Origin of the sequence: Streptomyces hokutonensis, assembly GCF_000376565.1 — a bacterium.
GTDB classification, from domain to species: Bacteria; Actinomycetota; Actinomycetes; order Streptomycetales; family Streptomycetaceae; genus Streptomyces; species Streptomyces hokutonensis.
In genome coordinates this window covers 126,003-148,636 of record NZ_BARG01000027.1, presented here as the reverse complement: position 1 = coordinate 148,636, position 22,634 = coordinate 126,003, and the positions used below count along the sequence as shown (strand labels likewise).

Annotated in this window: 21 protein-coding genes; 10 read left to right on the top strand and 11 right to left on the bottom strand. The window is 69.9% G+C overall.

The genetic code is table 11. The annotated features are described in order from the left end of the window. Together SSP08S_RS55360 and SSP08S_RS15835 are read left to right on the top strand one after the other, a co-directional pair. Positions 1–718, top strand: a 718-nt coding sequence (locus tag SSP08S_RS55360; RefSeq protein ID WP_019068601.1) for a cytochrome c oxidase subunit I, incomplete at its 5' end; no start/stop codon positions are given. A 5-nt stretch (positions 719–723) separates the two neighbouring features. Continuing rightward, complete coding sequence (locus SSP08S_RS15835) at positions 724–1,065, top strand: hypothetical protein (RefSeq protein ID WP_026178526.1); 342 nt, start codon at positions 724–726, stop codon at positions 1,063–1,065. A gap of 49 nt (positions 1,066–1,114) precedes the next feature. Here SSP08S_RS15835 and SSP08S_RS15830 read toward each other — a convergent pair whose 3' ends face one another. After that, positions 1,115–3,073 carry an RICIN domain-containing protein gene (locus SSP08S_RS15830; RefSeq protein ID WP_019068599.1) on the bottom strand — a complete coding sequence of 653 codons (1,959 nt, stop codon included), beginning with the start codon at positions 3,071–3,073 and terminating at the stop codon, positions 1,115–1,117. A gap of 201 nt (positions 3,074–3,274) precedes the next feature. Here SSP08S_RS15830 and SSP08S_RS15825 point away from each other — a divergent pair, with 201 nt between their 5' ends. Further along, on the top strand, positions 3,275–4,501 hold the full coding sequence (locus SSP08S_RS15825; RefSeq protein ID WP_019068598.1) for a glycosyltransferase: 1,227 nt from the start codon (positions 3,275–3,277) through the stop codon (positions 4,499–4,501). 169 nt (positions 4,502–4,670) lie between these two features. Here SSP08S_RS15825 and SSP08S_RS15820 read toward each other — a convergent pair whose 3' ends face one another. Next, positions 4,671–5,069, bottom strand: a complete 399-nt coding sequence (locus tag SSP08S_RS15820; RefSeq protein WP_019068597.1) for a VOC family protein — start codon at positions 5,067–5,069, stop codon at positions 4,671–4,673. A gap of 107 nt (positions 5,070–5,176) precedes the next feature. Here SSP08S_RS15820 and SSP08S_RS15815 point away from each other — a divergent pair, with 107 nt between their 5' ends. Continuing rightward, a complete protein-coding gene (locus SSP08S_RS15815) occupies positions 5,177–6,151 on the top strand; it encodes a helix-turn-helix transcriptional regulator (RefSeq protein WP_019068596.1) in 975 nt (324 codons plus the stop codon). Here SSP08S_RS15815 and SSP08S_RS15810 read toward each other — a convergent pair. Continuing rightward, positions 6,148–6,807, bottom strand: a complete 660-nt coding sequence (locus SSP08S_RS15810) for a TetR/AcrR family transcriptional regulator (protein WP_019068595.1) — start codon at positions 6,805–6,807, stop codon at positions 6,148–6,150. The genes SSP08S_RS15815 and SSP08S_RS15810 overlap by 4 nt on opposite strands. 164 nt (positions 6,808–6,971) lie before the next feature. On the opposite strand from SSP08S_RS15810, the gene SSP08S_RS15805 reads away from it, so the two are divergent. Beyond that, positions 6,972–8,219, top strand: coding sequence for a YncE family protein (locus SSP08S_RS15805; RefSeq protein WP_026178525.1), 1,248 nt, complete (start codon positions 6,972–6,974; stop codon positions 8,217–8,219). Between the two features lie 50 nt (positions 8,220–8,269). Here the strand turns inward: SSP08S_RS15805 and SSP08S_RS15800 are convergent, their stop codons facing one another. Together SSP08S_RS15800 and SSP08S_RS15795 are read right to left on the bottom strand one after the other, a co-directional pair. Then, a complete protein-coding gene (locus SSP08S_RS15800; RefSeq protein WP_043259480.1) occupies positions 8,270–10,126 on the bottom strand; it encodes a cellulase family glycosylhydrolase in 1,857 nt (618 codons plus the stop codon). A gap of 87 nt (positions 10,127–10,213) precedes the next feature. After that, positions 10,214–12,181: an elongation factor G gene (locus SSP08S_RS15795; protein WP_019068592.1), complete on the bottom strand. Its 1,968-nt coding sequence runs from the start codon at positions 12,179–12,181 to the stop codon at positions 10,214–10,216. 177 nt (positions 12,182–12,358) lie between these two features. Between SSP08S_RS15795 and SSP08S_RS15790 the strand changes: the two genes are divergently transcribed. After that, a complete protein-coding gene (locus SSP08S_RS15790; protein WP_019068591.1) occupies positions 12,359–13,465 on the top strand; it encodes an XdhC family protein in 1,107 nt (368 codons plus the stop codon). A gap of 7 nt (positions 13,466–13,472) precedes the next feature. Here the strand turns inward: SSP08S_RS15790 and SSP08S_RS15785 are convergent, their stop codons facing one another. After that, positions 13,473–13,973 carry a metallophosphoesterase family protein gene (locus tag SSP08S_RS15785; RefSeq protein ID WP_019068590.1) on the bottom strand — a complete coding sequence of 167 codons (501 nt, stop codon included), beginning with the start codon at positions 13,971–13,973 and terminating at the stop codon, positions 13,473–13,475. A 26-nt stretch (positions 13,974–13,999) separates the two neighbouring features. Continuing rightward, the gene (locus SSP08S_RS15780; protein WP_019068589.1) at positions 14,000–14,815 is read right to left on the bottom strand and encodes an SAM-dependent methyltransferase; all 816 of its coding nucleotides are present in this window, start codon (positions 14,813–14,815) and stop codon (positions 14,000–14,002) included. 129 nt (positions 14,816–14,944) lie between these two features. Between SSP08S_RS15780 and SSP08S_RS15775 the strand changes: the two genes are divergently transcribed. The 4 genes from SSP08S_RS15775 to rfbC all read left to right on the top strand — a co-directional run bounded on the left by SSP08S_RS15775 (position 14,945) and on the right by rfbC (position 18,837). After that, on the top strand, positions 14,945–15,406 hold the full coding sequence (locus SSP08S_RS15775; protein ID WP_019068588.1) for a MarR family winged helix-turn-helix transcriptional regulator: 462 nt from the start codon (positions 14,945–14,947) through the stop codon (positions 15,404–15,406). Between the two features lie 58 nt (positions 15,407–15,464). Then, positions 15,465–16,079, top strand: coding sequence for a hydrolase (locus SSP08S_RS15770; RefSeq protein WP_019068587.1), 615 nt, complete (start codon positions 15,465–15,467; stop codon positions 16,077–16,079). 116 nt (positions 16,080–16,195) lie between these two features. Further along, positions 16,196–18,160, top strand: coding sequence for a glycosyltransferase family 2 protein (locus SSP08S_RS15765; RefSeq protein ID WP_019068586.1), 1,965 nt, complete (start codon positions 16,196–16,198; stop codon positions 18,158–18,160). 68 nt (positions 18,161–18,228) lie between these two features. Next, the gene (rfbC, locus tag SSP08S_RS15760) at positions 18,229–18,837 is read left to right on the top strand and encodes a dTDP-4-dehydrorhamnose 3,5-epimerase (RefSeq protein ID WP_019068585.1); all 609 of its coding nucleotides are present in this window, start codon (positions 18,229–18,231) and stop codon (positions 18,835–18,837) included. On the opposite strand, the gene SSP08S_RS15755 is transcribed toward rfbC, so the two are convergent. Genes SSP08S_RS15755 through SSP08S_RS15740 form a run of 4 tightly spaced genes read right to left on the bottom strand, consistent with a single transcriptional unit; the run spans position 18,827 to position 22,543 of the window. Continuing rightward, complete coding sequence (locus SSP08S_RS15755; protein ID WP_019068584.1) at positions 18,827–19,630, bottom strand: class I SAM-dependent methyltransferase; 804 nt, start codon at positions 19,628–19,630, stop codon at positions 18,827–18,829. The genes rfbC and SSP08S_RS15755 overlap by 11 nt on opposite strands. Next, the gene (gene rfbD / locus SSP08S_RS15750) at positions 19,627–20,508 is read right to left on the bottom strand and encodes a dTDP-4-dehydrorhamnose reductase (protein ID WP_019068583.1); all 882 of its coding nucleotides are present in this window, start codon (positions 20,506–20,508) and stop codon (positions 19,627–19,629) included. Before rfbD ends, SSP08S_RS15755 begins: the two co-directional genes overlap by 4 nt. Then, positions 20,508–21,479 carry a dTDP-glucose 4,6-dehydratase gene (gene rfbB / locus SSP08S_RS15745; RefSeq protein WP_019068582.1) on the bottom strand — a complete coding sequence of 324 codons (972 nt, stop codon included), beginning with the start codon at positions 21,477–21,479 and terminating at the stop codon, positions 20,508–20,510. The genes rfbD and rfbB overlap by 1 nt, the downstream gene beginning before the upstream one ends. After that, positions 21,476–22,543: a glucose-1-phosphate thymidylyltransferase gene (locus SSP08S_RS15740; RefSeq protein WP_019068581.1), complete on the bottom strand. Its 1,068-nt coding sequence runs from the start codon at positions 22,541–22,543 to the stop codon at positions 21,476–21,478. The genes rfbB and SSP08S_RS15740 overlap by 4 nt, the downstream gene beginning before the upstream one ends. Between the last annotated feature and the right edge of the window lie 91 nt (positions 22,544–22,634).

The following is a 22,634-nucleotide window of genomic DNA, read 5'->3' as shown; positions in this document are numbered from 1 at the left end:
CCTCCCGTTCTTCTCCTTCATGACGTTCCTCATCGCCGTGCCAACCGGCGTGAAGTTCTTCAACTGGATCGGAACGATGTGGAAGGGGTCCTTGAGTTTCGAGACCCCGATGCTCTGGGCGACGGGCTTCCTGATCACCTTCACCTTCGGTGGTCTGACCGGTGTCATCCTGGCCTCGCCGCCGATGGACTTCCACGTCTCGGACTCGTACTTCGTGGTCGCGCACTTCCACTACGTCGTCTTCGGCACCGTGGTCTTCGCGATGTTCTCCGGCTTCCACTTCTGGTGGCCGAAGATGACCGGCAAGATGCTCGACGAGCGCCTCGGCAAGATCACCTTCTGGACGCTGTTCATCGGCTTCCACGGCACCTTCCTGGTCCAGCACTGGCTGGGCGTGAACGGGATGCAGCGCCGGATTCCCGACTACCTCGCGGTGGAGGGCCTGACGACCCTCAACACGGTGTCGACGATCTTCTCGTTCGTCCTCGGGCTGTCGGTCCTGCCGTTCCTCTACAACGTCTGGAAGACCGCGCAGTACGGCAAGAAGGTCGAGGTCGACGACCCTTGGGGCTACGGCCGTTCACTGGAGTGGGCGACGTCCTGCCCGCCGCCGCGGCACAACTTCCTCACCCTCCCCCGCATCCGCAGCGAATCCCCGGCGTTCGATCTCCATCACCCCGATGTCCCGGCCCTGGAACGGGAGTTGACGTCACGGTGACCACCATGGACGAACTCCCCCTGGACCCGAGGACGTTCCTCAACGAGATCGAAGGACATCTGCTGATTGCGGCCGCCCGCACGGAGGGGCGCGCCGCCGCCGCCCGTTTCACCGCCCGGCTCGACTGGCTCACCGACGGCCAACGGGCCGACGTGGAACGGCACTTCGAGGCGGAGTATCTCGAACTCTCCCGCGCGTCCTGGGAGCGCACGGCCGAGCGGGGCAGGCAGTTGCGGGACGAGTACGAGGAGACGTACCGGCGCCTGCGCCAACGCCTGTTCGCCGCCTGCCTGTTGGGATGTGCGCTGCTCGCGGCGACGGGTCTGGTCGCCGTCGCGCTCGCCTAGGCACACACGTCCCGCCGGCCCTGACAACCGGCGGGACAACGCGCTACGGCTACGTCAGCGTCCACTTCTGGTTGCTCGCCGTGCCGCAGGTCCACAGGATCAGCAGCGTCCCGTTGGCGGTGGCGGCGCCGGACGCGTCCAGGCACAGGCCCGCGTTGACGTTGGTGAGGGTGCCGTCGGAGTTGGCGGTCCACTTCTGGTTGTTCTGGCCGTTGCAGTCCCAGATGACGACCTTCGTGCCGTTGGTGGTGCCGCTGTTGTAGGCGTCCAGGCACTTGTTGCCGTACACCACGAGTTCCTTGCGGGAGGTGTACGTCCAGGCCTGGTTCTGGCCGCCGTTGCAGTCCCAGATCTCGGCCTGAGTGCCGTTGGTGATGGTGTTGTTGTAGATGTCGGCGCAGCGGCCGGACCCGGTGCCGACGACCAGGTTCCCGTTCGTGCCGGGGATGGGCTGGACGTTGATCGCCCCCAGGGTCGGCAGTGAACTGCCGGTGAAGGTGAGGGAGTTGGCTGAGCCCTTCGACAGGTCGACCTGGACCGAGACGGTGCCCTGGCTGGAGCCGGTCGGCGGGAAGGAGACCGTCGTCGCGGTCTGGCTGTTGACCTGGAGGGTGCCGGTGACGGCGGTGGAGCCGGTGTTGGTGTAGGGGATGTCGACGACGTCCAGGCCGGTGCTCGCCGCGCTCACGCCGGTGTACTTGCCGGTGGAGGTGGCCGTGTAGTTCGTGCTGGCCGCCTCGGTGCCGCCGCTCACCTTCAGCATCACCGAGCCGCCCGCCGGGACACTGGCGGTGTAACTCGTGGCGTACGAGCCGAGGTTCGACTGCGCCCAGAGGTCGCGGACCGTGGCGGAGGCGCTGGTCAGGCCGAGGTCGGACCAGCGGACGGTGATGTTCGCGGCGGACGAGGTGCGGTTGAGCAGCACGACCGCGCGGTTGCCGGTGCCGGAGAGGACCCTGCCGTAGACCTGGAGGCCGGTGGTGTCCTCGGCGACCTTGACGCCCTGGAGTCCGCGCGCGTCCTGGTCGACGGCGACGACGTCGGAGTTCTTGAGGATCGCGGCGGTCTCACTGGTCATCGTGGTGAGGTCGTTGCCGGCGAGCAGCGGGGCGCCGGAGATCGCCCAGAGGGCCATGTGGGTGCGGTTCTGGGCCGCCGTGAGGCCGGTCATGCCGACGGTGAGCATGTCGGGGTCGTTGTAATAACCGGTGTGCTGGGAGGCCGGGTGCAGGGTCTGGTCGAAGTTGGACAGCACCGCCGACTGCGACGCCGTGCCGCCGTAGTAGTAGATGTCCGTACTGGTCCGCCACATGGGGGCGAGGCCCGTGGCCCAGTTCCAGGTGTTCTGGTAGCCCCAGTTGCAGATGGAGAGGGTCAGCGGGCGGCCGGTGGTGGCCGCGGCCGTGGCGACGGCCGTGCTGATCGACTTGTACGCGGTGGCAGCGTCGAGGCCCTCGGCGTCGCCGCCGCACCAGTCGACCTTCACGAAGTCGAAGCCCCACTGGGAGAACTGGAGCATGTCCTGGGCGTAGTGCCCTTCGCTGCCGGTGTTGGCGGCGGCGGGGCGGCCCGTCGGGTAGTAGTAGCCGCAGCCGTTCGCGCCGGCGTCCGTGTAGATGCCGGCCTTGAGGCCCTTGCTGTGGATGTAGTCGGCGATGGCGCTCATCCCGCCGGGCCACTCGCTGGTGTCGACGGTGATGTTGCCCGCGCTGTCGCGGGTGCCCTGCCACCAGCCCTCGTCGATGTTGATGTAGTTGTATCCGGCCGCCGGGAGGCCCGAGGCGACGAACGCGTCGACCTGCGCCTTGATGACGCTGTAGTCGATCTTCGCCGCGAAGCTGTTCCAGGAGGCCCAGCCCATCGGGGCGGTGGGCACGGCGATCTGACGGGTCGTCGAGGCGACCGGGGCCGTGTGGAGTGGGTCCGCGGGCGCGGGTCTGGTGAAGAGAAGCAGGGTGACTGCGGCTGCGGCCGTCGCGAGGACGCGCAGGACGGGGGTGCGGAACATGCGGCTCCTTTGCCGATATCTCGAACAAGGATCGGGCAACCGAACGAAACGGCGCGCTGAAAGTAGAGCCACCGGAGGGTGAAGTCAACGGCTGTGACACGAGGGGCAGTTGGAATCCCCGCGGAGATCCCACACTCGTCGCGGGAATCCCCCACTCGTCGGCCACCGGGCGCGATACTGACCGGCGTGCGCGTAGCGATCATGACGGCGGGATCCCGGGGCGACGTGGCCCCCTACACCGGACTCGGGCATGCCCTGGTACGGGCGGGGCACGAGGTCACCCTCGTCACCCACGGTGGCTTCGCGCCCCTGGTGGCCGGTTCGGGTGTCGGTTTCCATCCTCTTCCGGTCGATCCCCGGGCCGAGTTGGAGTCCTCACGGGGGCGCGGACTGCATCGCAGCGCCTCGGGCGGCGGCAAGTTGCTGCGGGTGGTCGCGATGGCGCGGGCGCTGGTCGGACGGATGACCGACGATCTGCTGACGGCCGCGCGAGCGAGCGATGTGCTGCTGCTGTCCAGCTCGTTGGGACCGCTGGGGCATGCCATCGCCGAGGGACTGTCGTTGCCGAGCATGGGCGTGTACCTCCAACCCCTTGCGCCCACAAGGGAGTTCGCGCCACCGGTGCTCGGCGGCGGCTCCTGGGGCACGGTCGGCAACCGGGTCGCCGGGCACGGAGTGAACCGGGCGGTGGAGCACGTCTTCGCCACCGCCGTACCGGAGGTGCGCTCCCGCCTGGGCCTGGCCCGCACCCGTCCCGGCACCGCGCTCCGGTCCCGGGAGGCGCACAACTGGCCCGTCCAGCACGGCTTCAGCCCGTTGATCGTGCCCCGGCCGACCGACTGGCGGCCCGGGCTCACGGTGGCCGGCTACTGGTGGCCGTACGACACAGACACCCAACTCCCGCCCGAACTAAGGGACTTTCTCGACTCCGGGCCGGCTCCGGTCTTCGTGGGGCTCGGCAGTGCCACCGTGCCCGATCCCGAGCGGCTGAGTGCCGAGATCGTGCGCGCGCTGCGGCGGGCCGGGCTGCGCGGGGTGATCCAGCGGGGCTGGGGCGGCCTCGAAGCGGCCGGTGACGATGTCCTGAGCATCGGCGAGGTGCCGCATTCGGCGCTGTTCCCGCGGATGGCGGCCGTGGTCCATCACTGCGGCGCGGGCACGACCGCGGCCGGGCTGCGCGCCGGGGTGCCGGCCGTGCCGGTGCCGATCCAGTTCGACGAGGGCTTCTGGGCCGCCCGCCTGGTCGCCCTGGGCGTGGCACCCCGCGCCGTACCGCTGCGCGGGCTCACCGCCGCCACCCTGTCCGCCGCACTCGTACGGGCCACCCGCGACCCCGCCCACGCCGAGCGGGCGCGGGCCCTCGGCGCCCGGGTACGCGCCGAGGACGGTACGGCTCCCGTGCTCGCCGCCCTCGACACGCTGGCCTAGGGCCTGTCCGGCGGATCATGCCGCGGACGCGGGGAGTGGGCACGCCCTCCCCCACTGCCTTGAAGGCGTGGGGGACCCCGGCGGCATTGCCGTCGGTCGCCGACGTTCCCCCTCACCGGCGCCGAGCAGGTACCGCGGATCTCCTGCGACCCGATCCGCCGGACAGGCCCTAGCGCTGCTGTCGTGCCACGGCCTCGGGGGTGACCGGTGTGAAGAAGTTGATCAGGTTGCCGTCGGGGTCGCGGAAGAGGAGGGAGCGGTTGCCCCAGGGCATCGTCGTCGGCTTCTGGACGATCTCGCAGTCGAGGGGTGCCAGGCGGTCGAACTCGGCGTCGACGTCCGGCACGCGGAACTCGGTGATCACCGAGCGGTTGGCGGCGGGTTGTGCGGAGCCGGTGCCGAAGAGCGCCACGGTGCGGGTGCTCGCGACCGCCAACGTGCAGGCGGGGGTGACGAGTTCGGCGAAGTCGGGGGTCGACCAGGTGGCCGTCACGCCGGTGACCTGTTCGTAGAACCCGACGAGACGGGCGACGTCGTCGGTGATGACACGGATCGAGACGAAGTTCATGGCGGCTTCCTGTCGGAGGTCGAGTGGGGTGCCGGACGAAGCGGCGTCCCTCACGCTAGGACCGATACCGGACAGCTTCCGCCCGGTATCCGAGGCAGACTTTCCGAGTGACCACATCGACCGCGCGCGTACTGGCCCTGCTGGAGATCCTCCAGGGCGGCGGCCTGCGCACCGTCCCCGACCTGGCCGCGCGGCTCGGCGTCGACGAACGCACGGTCCGCCGCTACGTCGGCCATCTGCTGGAGCTGGGCGTGCCGGTCGACTCGGTGCGCGGTCGCTACGGCGGCTACCGGCTCGCTCCCGGCTATCGGATGCCGCCGCTGATGCTCACGGACGAGGAGGCGCTCGCCGTGGTGCTCGGTCTGCTGGCCGGCCGGAGGGCGGGGCTCGTCACCGCGTCGGCTGCGGCGGGCGAGAGCGCCACGGCGAAACTGCTGCGGGTCCTGCCCGCCGCTCTGCGCCGACGGCTCGACGCCCTGCTCGACACCGCCGACTTCACCGCGCGACCGCGTGCCGCCACCGCCCCGGAGACCGAGGTACTGCTCGAACTCGCCGAGGCCGCGCTCCATCGGCGGCCGGTGGCGATCGGCTACACCGACCGCAAGGGCCGCGAGAGCGACCGTACGGTCCTGCCGTACGGGCTGGTCGCGCATGCCGGACGCTGGTATCTGACCGGCGCCGACCCGGCCGACGGCGAGGTCCGCACCTTCCGCCTGGACCGCGTCACCGCGCTGCGCGTGCGCTCCGGCTCCTTCGACGTGCCGGCGGACTTCGACCCGGCGGCCACCGTGCTGGACAGCCTCGCGCGCACGCCGTGGACGCACGACGTGTCACTGCGGATCCGGGGCAGTGAGCAGCACATTCGGGGGCATCTCCCGGCCTCGATCGCCACCGTGACCACGTCCGACGAGGGCACCGGCTGGGTCCAGGTCCGGATCCGGGCCGAGCGGCTGGAGTGGATCCCGCCCGTCCTCGCCGCCCTCGACCGCCCGTTCGTCGTCGAACGGCCCGCCGCCCTGCGCGACCTCGTCCGCGCGCTGGCCCGCCGCCTGGACGAGTACGCGACCGACGAGTCGCCCTAGGCCTCGCCGTTCCAGCCCGGTGGCTGCATGATGCCCACGAGCTGTCGGACGAGTTCGTCGACGATCTCGTCCAGCGTGGCGTCCACCCAGCCCGAACTCCAGTCGTGGAGAAGGCCGTTGACGCTGCCGATGAACGCCGTCGCGGCGATGCGGTAGTCGCGCCGCGCCGCCTCTCCCCGCTCGGCCGCGGCCCTCGCCTCGCCGCGGATGAGGTTAATCCAGCGGGCGCGGCGGGCCAGCCGCTGTTCCTCCAGGCGTGGACTGACGCCGATGATCTCGACGAAGGTGATGCGGATGCGGCGCGGGTCGCCGGTGACGTTCGCGGCGTAGGCGTGGAAGATCGCGGTCGCCCGCTCGACGAGCGGCAGGCCGTCGGCGGCGTCGAGCGCGGCCAGTACGGCCTTCTCGGCCCAGTCGTTGACCTGGAGGTGGAGCGCGGCCAGCACGTCCTCCAGGCTGCGGAACTCCTCGTAGAACTGCCGGGTGGACAGCCCCGCGGCCTCGCTCAGCGCCGCGACGGTCGTGCCGCGGTAGCCGGGGGTGTCGCCGAAGAGCTGGAGCGCGGCGTCCAGGAAGCGTCCGCGTCGCTCGGCCTGCCGCTGCTCGGCGGACTTGCCGCCGTAACGACCGGTCGGCGCCTTGAGCCTGCCCGCCACTGTCACACCTCTATCTTGTCGACCATCGGCCAATCTTGTCGTGTCGGGAGTCTTGCGGAGAAGAGGGCCCGTCCTTACTTTTCAGTAAGTTCATTCTGAATTCGCGCGTGTTCAGATTTCTCCACATCCTCCGGCACCCTCTCACCTCACAGAAGAGAGCAGTCATGCCTGCCTTCAGACCCAGGCACCTTTGCTCCATGGCCGCCGCCCTCGTCCTGACCGTAGCCGCTCCGGCGACGGCCGCCACAGCCGACTCCTCCGCCGCCCTGCGCGAGGTGCTGTTCGTCGGCAACAACTGGGACGGCACTGCGGACGTCATCAAGTCCACCGGCGACTTCGCGAAGATCGGGGAGATCAACATCGTCCCCGACAAGGCGGCACGGCTGGCGGAGATCAACGCCGATCCGATCAAGTGGATCTACTACACGTCCATCCACAACGAGGTCGGCCAGGGACACGACCAGTACGTGGACGACATGTACTCCACGCCGGACGGCAAGTCCCTCGTCGTCTCCCGCCCCAGCTTCGCCGACGTCGTGTCGATCAACCTGGCCACCGACACCATCAACTGGCGTTTCCCGGTGGCCGGTTACCGCGCCGACCACATGGCGGTCTCCCCCGACGGCACCCGCGTCGCGGTCTCGGCCTCGACCGCGAACAAGGTGCAGGTGCTGGACATCAACACCGGTGCGGAACTGGGCGAGTTCGCCACCGGCGACAAGCCGCACGAGAACTTCTTCACCAACGGCGGCAAGTACATCTGGAACATGGCGATCGGCGAGGTCACCACCTCCCTCGACGACCCGGTCTGGGACTGGACCAAGGGCGACCGGCACATCACCGTCGTCGACGCCACCACGTTCAAGCAGGTCAAGATCATCGACATGCGGGACCGGCTGGACGCGATCGGCCTCACGAACTTCTCGGACGCGGTCCGCCCGGCCGCCTTCACGCCGGACTGGTCCAAGCTGTACTTCCAGGTGTCGTTCTTCAACGGCTTCCTGGAGTACGACGTCGCCACCGACAAGATCACCCGTGTGAAGACGCTCCCGGCGAACCCCGCGACCAGCACGGACCGCACCACCTGGCTGCTCGACTCGCGTCATCACGGCATCTCGATGAACCCCGAGGGCACCAAGCTGTGCGTCGCCGGGACGATGGACAACTACGCGACGGTCGTGGACCGGGCCACCCTCCAGGAGGGTCCGCTCGTCACCGCGTCGACGCCGTACTGGGCGACCGTGAGCGGTGACGGCAAGGACTGCGTCATCTCGGAGGCCGGCGCCGACCAGGTGACGGCCATCGACTTCGCCACCGGCCAGAAGGTGCTCTCCGTTCCGGTGGGCGACCATCCGCAGCGCGTACGGCTGGGTCATGTGCAGGCCGACTGGACGAGCCCGTCGGCGAGTTGAGCGACCGTCAACGGCACCGGTTCCCGAGGGGACCGGTGCCGTTGCGTTGGTCAGCTGTGCGCTGCCGCCCAGGCGGCCAGTTCGGACTTGGCCGCGCTCAGCAGCGTCGAGGAGGGGCTCGACGCGCCGTTGGTGATCAGGGCGTAGTGCAGGGTTCCCGAGCCGGAGGCCGAGAGCAGGAGGCGGTGGCTGCCGGTGCCGCCCGGTTCGTTGGCGAAGCCGATCGGGGTCGACGACGTGTACGCCGGGACGCCCGAGACGGCTCCCAGGTCGGAGACCACGGTGGTGGACGCCGCCGGGAAGGACGCCGGGAGGTGGAGTTCGGTCGGTGCGGTGGAGCTGTTGGAGCGCCACATCAGCAGGCCGTACTGGCCGGAGCCGACCAGCGAGGACACGTTCGGGAGGGTGCTGGGGACCGGGTTCCAGGTCAGGGTCGTGGAGCCGTCGCGGGAGCGGTCCTCGTAGGTGAAGGCGACCGTGGTGCCTGCGGTCGCGCTCGGGTAGATCCGGTCGAGCAGCCGGGCGTCCTGACGGAGCGTCACCGTGCCGGAGTCGGTCATGTTGACGGCGGAGAGGTCCTCGTCGTTCCAGGCGTCGCCGGTGGTGAGCACTTTGTCGGGGTTGTCGTTCATCAGCTCGTGGTGACGGCCGTTGTAGATGTCCCACTGCCACTGCGTACCGGACAGGACCGGGCCGGAGCCCGCCGGGTTCGACCACCAAGTGGAGCCCGGCAGACGGGAGTCGAGGGCCTGGTACATCGCCTTGAGGACGGTCGGCGCCTTGCCCGCGACCGTGCCGGACAGCGGATGCCCGAACTCGCTGACGATGGCGGCTGTGCCGGCCGCCGAGGCGCGGTCACGGACCGTGCCGAAGTCGGTCGAGTACTGGCCGTCGGCCGCGTTCCCCCACATCAGAATGCCGGAGATCGCCTTCTGGTCGTAGAAGTGGGTGTTGAAGACATAGCGCGAGCCGAGCGTGCCCGCGTCGAGGAGTCCGCCCTCCTGCACCTGGCTGGAGATGTTGGAGTTCCAGAAGAGGTTCGGTTCGACGAGGGCGGGCTTGGCGCTCCAGCCGGCCGCGTCCATCCGCGCGCGGAACTTCACGTAGAAGGGCCAGAGCAGGTTCTGCTCCCAAGTCCGGCTGGCCTGACCCGAGTCGTAGGTCCCCGCGAAGGGCTCGTTGTACGGGTCGAAGCCGACTACACCCGCGAACTCCTCGGTGGTCAGGTGCTGTTGGATGTACGTCATGGTCGACTGGGCGGTGGCGAGGAAGGAGTCCTGGAGGCCGTAGTTGTTGTGCCAGAAGTCGTACTGGGCCTTGGTGACGGCCGAGTTCTGGGTGATGTTCTGGCCCCAGAAGAGGCAGATCCCGCAGGACTCCTGGGGGTAACTCCCCAGCGCGACGGCCCACTTGGGCGCGCCGTCGCCGGTGTACCAACTGCCGCTGTTGAACAGGTACTTGGAGTAGAGGTCCTGGTGGAAGTCGGGGTAGACGCGGATGCCGGCGTCGAGGAACGCCTGCATCTGGGCGGTGGCGGCGGCCAGGTACGTGGTGTCGACCTGGCCCCGGACGGGTTCGGCGTAGGCCCAGGAGAGCAGGAAGCGGACCGAGTTGCCGCCGCCGAGGGCGCGCAGCGCGGTCGCGGACTTCTTCGCGTCGGCGACCGACGCGAAGGGGAGACCGCTGTTCTCCGCCAGTTTGGTCTCGCCGGAGACGTTGTAGCCGCGCAGCACGACCTGGCGGCCGTAGCCGTCGACGAAGCTGCCGTTCTGGACAGTCAACGCAGAGCCGTCGAACCAGAGGGAGTCGGTTGGGGTGGCGGCGGTGGCGGGCCCGGCACCCAGCACCGACAGGAATCCGCAGAGGACAACCAGGACAACGATCAAACGCGCCCGGATATTCGTCATGTCCACTACAGTCCGGTGATTTCCGGACACTGTCAACACTTCTGACTCATGAGTAAGTATGCGCTCTCTAAGCCCTGTTGACACTTTTCAGGCCACACGACGCGTCACATTCAGCAGATACTCCTTCCGGTTCAGCGGGTTCTGGTCGGTGCGCGCCCGCTCCGGAACGGTGCCGTGCGTGACCGGCGCGTAGTGGTCGAAAGCGCTCTCCCACTCGCCCTCCCCTCGCGTCAGCCCCGGCAACTGCCGCTCAAGACCGTGCACTTGGGCTACCGGCACCACCCCCTCCAGCACACAGAGCGCACCCCGCGTCTCGGTGGTCCCAGGTACGGCTCGCAACGCCGCGAGGACCGGCAGCAGCGCGCCGAGAGTGTCGGCAGGCGCCTCGACGCGGAACCGGTGCATCGGCTCGTACACCTGGCTCCCCGCCCGCCGCAGCGCCTCGACGAAGACCAGCGGGGTCAGTCCGCGGAAGTCGGCGCCGGTGCTCGACATGCTCTTGTCGAAGCCCTGGTGGGCGTGGCTCTGCCGGGGCGAGTAGCCGGAGTGCGTCATGGTGACCACGCAGTCGGTGACCCGCCAGCCGTGCAGCCCCTGCCCGAGCGTCTCGCGCACGGTGTCCTCGACGGCCTTGAAGAAGGCGTACGGCATCGCGCCCAGCTCCACTTCGAGCGCGAACCGCACACCCGAGCCGACCGGCGCCGGGTCGATGCGCAGGCCGACCGTGGCGAGGAACGGGTTCTCGTCCTTCTTGTTGAACTCGACTGCCCCGCCCGTGCCGACCGGCCGCTCGATGCACAGCGGAGTCGTCTCGCGGAAGGTGACATGTACCCCGAACTCGTCGGCCAGCGTGGCCTGGATGACCTCCTTCTGGACCTCGCCGTAGAGGGAGACCGCGGTCTCCTGGCGCACCTCGTCGTGGCGCAGGCCGATCAGCGGGTCCTGTTCGGCGAGTTGAGTGAGGGCGAGGTGCAGGGCGCGCCGATCGGCGCCCGGGCCCGGGACGACGACGGTTTCGAGGGTCGGCGGCGCGAAGAAGTGCTCGTACGCCTTCCTCGGGACTCCGATCGCGTCGCCGATCCTGATCTCGCCGAGGCCCCGCAGCCGGCCGATCCGGCCCGCCGGGACGGAGTCGGCGCCGATGTCCGTGCCGTGGTCGAAGACGCTGATCGCGGTGACCTTGCCCTCCTCGCCGGCGTCGCCGAAGGTGATCCGGTCGCGGGTGCGGAGGGTGCCGGAGAACATCCGCGCGTAGGCGACCTTCTCCCCCGCCGGACCGCGCTCGACCTTGAACACCGTGCCGGAGAGCGGGCCCTGGGGGTCGCCCTCGGCGGCGGGGAGCAGTTCCTTGATGCCGGTGATCAGCGCGTCCACGCCTGCGCCGGTGATGGCGGAGCCGAAGTAGACGGGGTGCACGAAGGCCTGGTGGGTCTGGGTGGCGAGGGCCGTGCGCAGGAGGTCGTACGACACGGTGTTCTCGACGTAGGCGGCGAGCAGTTCGTCGTCGTGGTCGGCGAGGACGGCCGCCGCGCCCGGGGCGAGGCCCGGCCGGAAACCGGCCGCCGGGGTGCCGATGTCCTCGACCGAGCCCATCGGTACGACCGCTGCCCTGAGCCGCTCGGAGATCTCCCTCAGCAGGTCGTCGTGGCGTGCCCCGCGGCGGTCGATCTTGTTGACGAAGAGGAGCGTCGGGATGCGCAGTCGCTGGAGCGTGCGCATCAGGACGCGGGTCTGCGGCTGGACGCCCTCGACCGCCGAGACGACCAGGACGGCGCCGTCCAGTACGCCCAGCACCCGCTCCACCTCGGCGATGAAGTCCGGGTGGCCCGGGGTGTCGATGAGGTTGACGGTCACGTCGTCGACCGGGAACGAGACGACGGCCGACTTGATGGTGATACCGCGCTGCCGCTCCAGTGCGAGCGTGTCGGTGCGGGTGCTGCCGTCGTCGACGCTGCCGATCTCGTCGATCACACCGGCCCAGTGCAGCAGCCGTTCGGTCAGACTGGTCCTACCTGCGTCTACGTGCGCGAGGATGCCGAGGTTGAGCAAGTGCACCTGGTGTCATGTCCTTTGCTGAGGAGAGCCTTCCTTCCTGGGTGGACATGAACGGTGTGCGCATCTCGGTGCTCCTCGGTCGTCGGTGACTGCTGCCGATCAGTGCAGCAGAGCGGCGGGGGCGGCGGCAACGGATTAACGTCCGTACAGAAACTGTGGCGGTGAGAGGAGCACGGCGTGCGGGAGATCCTCCCGGAGCTCGGCCGCTGGTACGCGGCAGGGGATCCGTTCGGCCTGGCCACCGTCGTCGCGGTGAGCCGCAGCGCGCCGCGCGACCCCGGTGCGGCCATGGCCGTGGGCCCCGGCGACGAGGTCGTGGGCAGTGTGTCCGGGGGCTGTGTGGAGGGGGCGGTCTTCGAGCTGGCGCGGGAGGTGGTGGCGAGCGGCGAGGCGCGCCTCGAGACCTTCGGGTACAGCGACGAGGACGCCTTCGCGGTCGGGCTGACCTGCGGCGGCGAGATCACCGTGCTGGTACGGCCCGTCACGCCGGAGGCCGATCCCGCGTTCGGGGCGGTGGCCCGGTCGGTCGCCGCCCGCGAACCGGTGACCGTGGCGACCGTGACCGACGGACCCGCGCCACTCGGAGCCACCCTCGCCGTCTGGCCGGACTCGGTGGGCGGCACCCTCGGCACGACCGGTCTCGACGTGGCGGTCACCGCCGACGCGCGGGGTGAACTCGCCCTCGGGGCAACGGGGTTGCGGCACTACGGGCCGCGCGGCGAGCGACGCGAGGACTCCGTCACCGTCTTCCTGCGCTCCTTCGCACCGCCGCCCCGGATGCTGGTCTTCGGCGCCATCGACTACGCGGCGGCGGTCGCCCGGATCGGTGACTTCCTCGGCTACCGGGTCACCGTGTGCGACGCCCGCCCGGTGTTCGCGACGCCGAAGCGCTTCCCGGCGGGCGTCGAGGTGGTCGTGGACTGGCCGCACCGGTATCTGGCCGGCACGGACACCGACGAGCGGACGGTGATCTGCGTCCTGACCCACGACCCGAAGTTCGACGTACCGCTGCTGGAGGAGGCGCTGCGCCGGCCGGCCGCGTACATCGGGGCGATGGGCAGCCGCCGTACGCACGACGACCGTATGAAGCGGCTGCTCGAATCCGACCTCGACAAGGGCGAGTTGGCCCGGCTGCGCTCACCGATCGGCCTGGACCTCGGCGCCCGCACCCCGGAGGAGGTGGCCGTGTCCGTCGCCGCCGAGATCGTCGCGCTGCGGTGGAGCGGGACGGGGATGCCGTTGACCGGGGTGGCGGGGGCGATCCACCGGGCGCGGTCCGGGTGAACGGTGGTCACCTGGGCGGCAGCCGGTGCAGTACGAGGTCGGTCAGCGTGCCGTCCATGACCGTCGCCGTGAGGTAGGTGCAGTGCGGCTGACGTCGGCGGTCGGTCGGGGAGCCCGGGTTGAGGAGCCGTAGACCGGTGGGAGCCGTGGTGTCCCAGGGGATGTGGCTGTGTCCGAAGACCAGCACGTCCAGGTCCGGGAAGCGGGCCGCGCAGCGCGCCTCACGGCCCTGGGCCGGGCCCGTCTCGTGGACGGCGCCGAAGCGCAGGCCGCCGAGTTCGGCGTACGCCACCTCGGGGAGCCGGGCGCGCAGCTCGGGGCCGTCGTTGTTGCCGTACACGCCGACGAGCCGTCGGCTGCGGCTCTCCAGCAGGTCGAGGGTGGCGGTGTCGACCCAGTCGCCGGCGTGGAACACGACGTCGGCGCGCGGGAGTTCGGCGAGGAGCTGCGCGGGCAGTTCCTTGGCGCGCTTGGGGAGATGGGTGTCGGACATCAGGAGCAGACGCACGCGCTCAGCCTAGGTCCGTGGTGTTGTCAGGGCTTGGCGCCCACTCCGCACCACATCGGGAGGGGGCCGGTCCCCGGGGTGTCCTCGGGGTCGGGGCGCCAGGCCGGCAGCTGGACCACACCGGGGTCGAGGATCTGCGTGCCGTCGAAGAAGCGGGTGACGTCGGCGTGGGTGCGCGGGGTGGCGCCCGCGTGTTCGGCAGCGCGTTCGTTGTAGACGCGCATCGACTCGGCGACCTCCTCGGCGCCGATGTCGGCCGCCGGGTGGGAGAGGACGAGGTGGCTGCCGGGGGCGAGCGCGTCAAGGAGGCGGCGGGTGATCGCGTAGGGGTCGTCGCGGTCGGGGACGTACTGGAGGATCGCCACCAGCATCAGCCCCACCGGCCGGGAGAGGTCGAGGGTCCCGGCCGCGGCGGCGAGGATGCGGTCCACGTCGCGCAGGTCCGACTCCAGGTAGTCCGCACCGCCTTCCTTGCTGCTGACGAGCAGGGCACGCGCGCGTGCCAGGACGATGGGGTCGTTGTCGACGCAGACGACGCGTGCCCCGGGGTCGACACGCTGGGCCACCTCGTGGGTGTTGTCCGCGGCCGGTATGCCGGTGCCGATGTCGAGGAACTGGCGGATGCCCGCCTTGCCGCTCAGCTCGCGGACGGCGCGGCCGAGGAAGGCCCGGTTGGCGCGGACCGCGGGGACGATCTCCGGGTTGGCCGCGGCGGCGAGCTCGGCGGCCTCCTGGTCGGCGGGGTAGTTGTCCTTGCCGCCCAGCCAGGCGTTGTAGACGCGGGCGGGATGCGCCACGGACGAGTCGATCGGGGCCGTTGCGCCTGCTGAGTGCTCGCTCATCGCGATCCGCTCCCCGCTCGCCCCTCGAACCTCCGCCGGCGCACAGAGTAGTGCACCCGGAGAGATCTTCAGGGCGGACTGTTCAGTTGTGACTGGACAGTTTCTGCTGCCGGTTCTACGGTGACGCCCATGGATCAGCAACGCTCCCGGACACCGGCGGGCATCTCGGACTCCGCCGCCCGCTCCGCGCGGGATCTGCGGGTGGTGTTCAGCCGGCTGCGGCGCCGGATCCGCGAGGTCGCCACGGACGAGGACCTGACGCCGTCGCAGGAGTCGGCGCTCACCCTGGTCGGCAAGCACGGCGCTGCCACGGCCAGCGCGCTGGCGTCGGCCGAGGGGGTCAGGCCGCAGTCGATGGCCGCCACCCTCGCCGCCCTCGACCGGCACGGGCTGATCCGGCGCAGCGCCGACCCCGAGGACGGCCGCAGACAACTGGTCACGCTCACCGAGGCGGGCCGCGAGCGTGTCCAGGACAACCGGCAGGTCCGCGAGGAGTGGCTCGCGCGCGCCTTCGAGGACCGCTACACCGAGCAGGAACGGCGGACGATCGTCGACGCGCTGACGCTGCTGGAACGGCTGTCGGAGCAGTGACACCGAAGCCCACCCGGACAACCGGCTGATCCCCCGCTACTCCTGAAAGGCCTCCCCCATGGCACTCACCACCCTCGACCCGCAGACCGCTCTCGTCGTGATCGACCTCCAGGGCGGCGTCGTCGGCGCCCCGACCCAGCCGTACAGCGGGCCCGAGGTCGTCGCCCGTACCGTCGGACTCGCGGACGCCTTCCGGGCCGCCGGCCTTCCCGTGGTGCTGGTCCGGGTCACCTTCGCAGACGACGGCGCCGACGCGGTTCCGGGTCGCACCGAGCAGCGGCGTCCCGGGGGCGCGGCCCGCCCCGAGGGCTGGGACGTCGTCGTCGACGAGCTGGCCGGGCACCCCGGGGACATCCACGTCGTGAAGCGGAACTGGGGTGCCTTCCACGGCACCGACCTGGACGTGCAGCTGCGCCGGCGCGGTGTCACACAGATCGTGCTGACCGGCATCGCCACCAGCATCGGCGTCGAGTCCACCGCCCGCGCGGCCCACGAGCATGGCTATCACGTGACCCTGGCCACGGACGCGATGAGCGACCTGGACGCCGTCTCGCACGCCCACAGCATCGAGCGGATCTTCCCGCGCCTGGGCGAAACGGGCACTTCGGCGGAAATCCTGGAACTTCTGGCCAAGACCCACGACGAGAGCCTACGTCGGCCTACCGTGGGTTAACCGTTGCCCAACACCAGCCCAATGGGCGGCATAGAGACGGACCGGGTTAGCATCACCCCACTCGCGCCGTTCCGCATCGGGCAACGGTCAGCGCAAACAAGGGGGCTAGAAGCCGGATGTCGGTCAAGGTCAGTGTCGTCGTCCCTGTGTACAACCCAGGGCCCTATATCGAGGACTGCATCTCCTCTCTCCTCAGGCAGTCCCTGCCTAACGACGAGTACGAGGCGATCTTCGTCGACGACGGCTCGACGGACGGCACGCCTGCGCGGCTCGACGAGGTCGCCGCGCAGCACCCCCACATCCACGTCATCCACCAGGAGGCGTCCGGCTGGTCGGGCAAGCCCCGGAACGTCGGCATCGCCGCCTCCAAGGGCGAGTTCGTCATGTTCGTCGACAACGACGACTACCTCGGCGACGAGGCCCTGGAGCGGATGTACGACTACGGCGTGGCCAACGGCGCCGATGTCATCGTCGGCAAGATGGCCGGCAAGGGCCGCGCCGTGCCCGTGGAGCTGTTCCGCAAGAACTACCCGCACGCGTCGGTCGAGACCGCGCCGCTGATGGACAGCCTCACCCCGCACAAGATGCTCCGCCGCGCGTTCCTCGACCGCATCAACCTGCGGTTCCCGGAGGGGCGCCGCCGCCTGGAGGACCACGTCTTCGTGACGGAGGCCTACCTCGCCGCGGACAACGTCGCCGTGCTCAGCGACTACGTCTGCTACTACCACATCAAGCGCGAGGACGCCTCGAACGCCGGCTTCCAGCGCTTCGACCCGGTCGGCTACTTCAAGAACCTGCGCGAGGCCCTCGACGTCGTCGAGAAGTACACCGAGCCCGGTCCGGCCCGCGACAAGATCTTCCGCCGCTGGCTGCGCGTGGAGATGATGGAGCGCCTCGGCGGCGGCCGGCTCCTGAAGGCCCCCGACGACTACCGCCGTGAGCTCCTCAAGGAGATCCGCGGTGTCATGACCGAGCGCTTCGGCCCCGGTGTCGCGGCCGGTCTAGGCCCGCGGCTGCGGGTCGTCGCCGCCCTCGCCGCCGCCGACCGCTACGACGACCTCGTCGAGCTCGCCGAGTGGGAGGCCTCCCTCAAGCCGCAGGCGGCCCCGGGCGAGATCGAGTGGCGGGACGGCAAGCTCCTGGTCCACTACCGGGCCGAGTTCGTCGTCGACGGCAAGCCCGCGATCTTCCCGGCCGAGGGCGCGCCCGCCCCCAAGCACCCGGAGCCGAAGAACCTCGCCGAGGCCACCGCCCTGCTGACGGCCGACGCCACCCATGTCTTCAAGAAGGCGACCGCCGATCTCGTCGTCCGCGAACGCACCAGCGCCGCCTCGCACTTCCAGCCCGTGCAGATCTCCCACGAGGCGGTCCCCGACGGCGACGGCGTCCGCCTGGTGCTGCACGCCACGGCCACCGTCGACCCCGCCACCGCGGCCGGCGGCGCCCCGCTGGCCGGCGGCCTCTGGGACACCTACGTCCGGGTCGTCATCGGCTCCTGGAACAAGGAGTGCCGCCTCGGCCCGGTCCCGCAGCACGGCGAGAACGCCGGGCACGCCGGTGTCGTCGCCGGCCAGGTGCTGCTCCCGTACTACACGGAGCCGCACGGCAACTTCTCCCTCGACGTCGACAAGGCGAGCAAGCGCCTCGGCCTCGGAGACCTCAAGCCCGGCGACTTCACGGTCACCGGCGCCCGCGTCGGCGTACTGCTCCCCTTCTACGTCCCCGCCGCCACCGACGTACTGCTGCGCCTGACCCACAAGGCGTCCGGTACGACCCTGGACGTGCCCGGTGTGCTCTCCCCCGAGTCCTCCGGTGCGCGGCTGGCGGCCGAGGTGCCCGCCGCCGAGCTGAAGGACCTGGCGTGGGCCGCCTCGGTGTGCCTGGCCCCGACCGCGACCGGGCAGCGCTTCCTGGCACTGCCGGTGCGGCTGGCCGGTGACGCCGGCGGTGTCCGGGTGGAGGAGGCGCCGAAGGCCAAGCCCGCCGAGCCCAAGCCCGCGCCGAAGCCGGTGGCCCCCAAGCCCAAGCCGGGGCTGGCCCGCCGGGTGGCGCGCAAGCTGAAGCGCGCACTGAACAAGTAGCGGTACCGAGCACGTCGCGGTACCCGAGCAAGCAGCAGTACCGAGCAAGCCATGGAGGACGAAAGAACGTGCGAGCACTGGGAATCGAAGGCGCCTGGGTCCTGGAGCCCAAGGTCTTCCCGGACGACCGGGGCAGTTTCCACGAGTGGTACCGCGGCGAGGAGTTCCGCGAGGCCACCGGGTACGACCTGGAGCTGGCGCAGGCCAACTGCTCGGTGTCGCGGCGGGGTGTGGTGCGCGGAGTGCACTTCTCCGACGTGCCGCCGAGCCAGGCCAAGTACGTGAAGTGCGTGCGCGGCACCGTCCTCGACGTGATCGTGGACATCCGCGTCGGCTCTCCCACGTTCGGTCAGTGGGAGGCCGTCCGGCTGGACGACCACAGCAACCACGCCGTGTTCCTCGCCGAGGGGCTGGGGCACGCGTTCATGGCCCTGACCGACGACGCGACGGTGGTGTACCTGTGCTCGACGGGCTACTCGCCCGGGCGTGAGCACGGAATCAACCCGCTCGACCCGGCGCTCGGTATCGCCTGGCCCGAGGGCTTCGAGCCGGTGCTCTCGGAGAAGGACGCCGAGGCGCCCACACTGGCAGAGGCGGAGCAGTCAGGACTTCTTCCGTCCTACGCGGACTGCTCCGCCTACTACGAGCGACTGCGCGGTGGGCAGGTCAGCGACTGACGCTGAGCTGCTCCACCGAGCGGCGCAGGGGCTCCCAGCCGCGGGACCGCTTGGTCCCGCGGTCGCGGGCTTTGGCGAGGGGGCCCCAGAAGCCGGCGTTCAGCAGCGCCTCGGGCTGCACCGCGGTGGTGCGCTCCAGGATCGCCTCGGGCACCTTCTGCGGGTCCGGGACCTCGAACTCCGCGATGATCTCGTCGTACTTGTCCTTGAGGACGGTGCTGTTCGGGTCGGCGCCGAAGACCACGAGCTGACCCGTGGGCTGGGTGTCGACCAGAACCGTCACCAGGTCGGGACGGTAGCGGGCGAGGATCTCGACCAGCTTGTACACGTCGCCGGTCCAGGCGTCGGTGTGCCGGTCCCGGGCCGCCTCGTCGATGCTGCGCGGCAGCATGTCGTCGAAGACGATGACGCTGGCCCAGTCCGAGTGCTTCTCCACGTTGATGAAGTCGCGCAGCGCGTACTCGAACAGGTGCATGCCGTCGATGAACGACAGATCCAGCGTGGTGGTCTTCCACCAGCCCAACGGGCTCCGGTTGCGGGCCAGTTGACGCAGCGGGTGACGGCCGCCGCGCAGGTGCACGAGCGGGTTGTCCCGGGCGAAGAAGTCGTCACTGGTCGCCTTGGCCAGGTGGACGTCACAGCGGATCTCCGTGACCACCTTGAACGCGGGATCGATCGCGACGCTGGGCACCCGGGAGAGCGTCAGGCTGCGGCCGTCGTTGACGCCGATCTCCAGGTAGTTGCGGTTCGCGGTTGACTTGTGGAGTCCCCGCAGGAACTCATGGCGTTTCACGAAGAAATCTCCTTGCGGATGTGAGGAAGTGCTTCGTGCAGGGCGGACCGCCAGTCCCTTGGCGGTTCCAGACCGACTTCCCGCCACCGCTCGTGCCCGAGGGCGCTGTAGGCGGGGCGGGGCGCGGGACGGACGAAGGCAGCGCTCGTGGTGGGGCGGACCCGCTCCGGGTCGGCGCCGATGAGCCGGAACACCTCCTGGGCGAGACCGTGCCAGCTGGTCTCGCCGGAGCTGGTCGCGTGGAAGACCCCGTGCGCGCCCTCGACCTGACCGATACGGGCGCCCAGATCAGCGATCCGTACGGCGACGTCGGCGCTCCAGGTCGGCTGTCCGTGCTGGTCGTCGACGACGTCGAGAGTGTCGCGACGTGCTTCCAGCTCGATCATCGTGCGGACGAAGTTACCCCCACAGGCTCCGTACAGCCAAGCCGTTCGGACAACCGCGCTGTTACCGGGCAGTTCGGCCAACACGGCCTGCTCGCCCGCCAGTTTGGTACGCCCGTACGCGGTGCGCGGAGCGGTGGCGTGGTTCTCCGGGTACGGCGTGCTGCGGGCCTCGCCGTCGAAGACGTAGTCGGTGGAGACGTGGACCAACCGCGCGCCCGAGGCGGCGCAGGCGCGGGCGAGGAGCCGGGGCCCCTCGCCGTTGATGCGAAGCGCCCGCTCCTCGTCGGTCTCGGCGTCGTCGACGGCGGTGTAGGCCGCGCAGTTCACCACCACGTCGGGGTGGTGTTCCGCGAACGCCCGGTCCACCGACGCGGGGTCGGTGATGTCCAGGGCGGCGCGGTCGAGACCGACGAACTGTTCACCGCGCCGGGCGAGTTCGTCGAGCACGTCGTGGCCGAGCATTCCGCCGGCACCGGTGACCAGCCACTTCATCAGCCGCGCTCCACCCTTGCCTTGAGCGGCTCCCACCAGGCGCGGTTGTCGCGGTACCAGGCGACGGTGTCCGCGAGGCCGGTGGTGAAGTCGTGCTTCGGGGTGTAGCCGAGCTCGTCGTGGATCTTCGACCAGTCGACGGAGTAGCGCAGGTCGTGGCCCTTGCGGTCCGCGACGCGCTCGACGGAGTCCCAGTCGGCGCCGAAGGCCTCGAGCAGCAGACCGGTGAGTTCCTTGTTGCTGAGCTCGGTGCCGCCGCCGATGTTGTAGACCTCGCCGGCCCGGCCCTTGGTGCGCACCAGCTCGATGCCCTGGCAGTGGTCCTCGACGTGCAGCCAGTCACGGACGTTGAGGCCCTCGCCGTAGAGCGGGACCTTCTTGCCGTCGAGGAGGTTGCTGACGAACAGCGGGATGACCTTCTCGGGGAACTGGCGCGGCCCGTAGTTGTTCGAGCAGCGGGTGACGCGGACGTCCAGGCCGTGGGTGCGGTGGTAGGCCAGGGCGAGCAGGTCGGAGGAGGCCTTCGACGCGGAGTACGGCGAGTTCGGCGCCAGCGGGTGGGTCTCGGGCCACGAGCCGGACTCGATGGAGCCGTAGACCTCGTCGGTGGAGATGTGCACGAACGGCACGGTGTAGCGCAGGGCCGCGTCGAGCAGGACCTGGGTGCCCACCACGTTGGTGCGGACGAAGTCGGCGGCGCCGTTGATCGAGCGATCCACGTGGGACTCGGCGGCGAAGTGGACCACCTGGTCCGCCTCGGCCATCAGCTTGTCGACCAGTTCGGCGTCGCAGATGTCGCCCTGGACGAACTCCAGGCGCGGGTGGCCTATTTCCAGGTTGTCGAGCGTGCCGGCGTACGTGAGCTTGTCCAGCACCGTGACGCGGGGCGCGTCGGGCGCGTCCGAGGCGAGGAGCATGCGGACGTACGCGGAACCGATGAAGCCGGCGGCGCCGGTGACGAGGAGATTCATGAACGGATCTGCACCTTGCTGTGGTCTCCGAGAACGAGGCGGTGGGCGCTGGGTACCCCCGGAGCGGGGGTCACTTCGACGTGCTTGCCGATGAGCGAGGACTCGATCCGGCCCACCCCGGCGATGGACGAGTCCTGCAGCACTATGGAGAACTCCAGCTCACTGTCGGTGATCCGGCAGTTCTCCGCGACCGAGGTGAACGGTCCGACGTAGGAGTCGCTCACGACGGTTCCGGAACCGATGACGACGGGTCCGACGATGCGCGAGCGCTCGATGCGCGCGCCCTCCTCGATCACCACGCGGCCGATGGTCTCCGAGACGTCGTCGACCTCGCCGTCGATACGGCGGTCCATGCTCTCCAGGACGGTCCGGTTGACCTCGAGCATGTCGACGACGTTGCCCGTGTCCTTCCAGTAGCCGTGGATGACCGAGGAGCGCACGTCGGCGCCGTCGTCGATCAGCTGCTGAATGGCGTGGGTGATCTCGAGCTCGCCGCGCCAGGACGGCTTGATGGCGCGCACGGCGTCGTGGATGGCGGGCGTGAAGAGGTAGACACCGACCAGGGCGAGGTCGCTCTTGGGGTGCTCCGGCTTCTCCTCCAGGCCGATGACCTGGCCGGACTCGCTGAGCTCGGCGACGCCGAAGGAGCGCGGGTCGGGCACGTGGGTGAGGAGGATCTGCGCGTCGGGCTTGTTGGCCTGGAAGCCCTCGACGAGACCGGTGATGCCGCCGACGATGAAGTTGTCGCCGAGGTACATCACGAAGTCGTCGTCGCCGAGGTACTCGCGCGCGATCAGAACGGCGTGGGCCAGTCCGAGGGGCCGGTCCTGCGGGATGTAGGTGATCTCGAGGCCGAACTTCGACCCGTCACCCACCGCCTCCTCGATCTCCGCCGCGGTGTCACCGACGATGATGCCGACCTCAGTGATGCCCGCGTCGGCGAGTGATTCGAGCCCGTAGAAAAGGACGGCCTTGTTGGCCACCGGGACGAGCTGTTTTGCCGATGTGTGTGTGATCGGCCTCAGGCGGGATCCAGTGCCGCCGGAGAGAACGAGAGCCTTCATCGCTTCACCTTAGCGTCATCTTTGGACGTGCATCGTTCCTCCCTATGTTCGTTTATTACGACCACCCAACGATAGGTGGGACGGGAGGTGT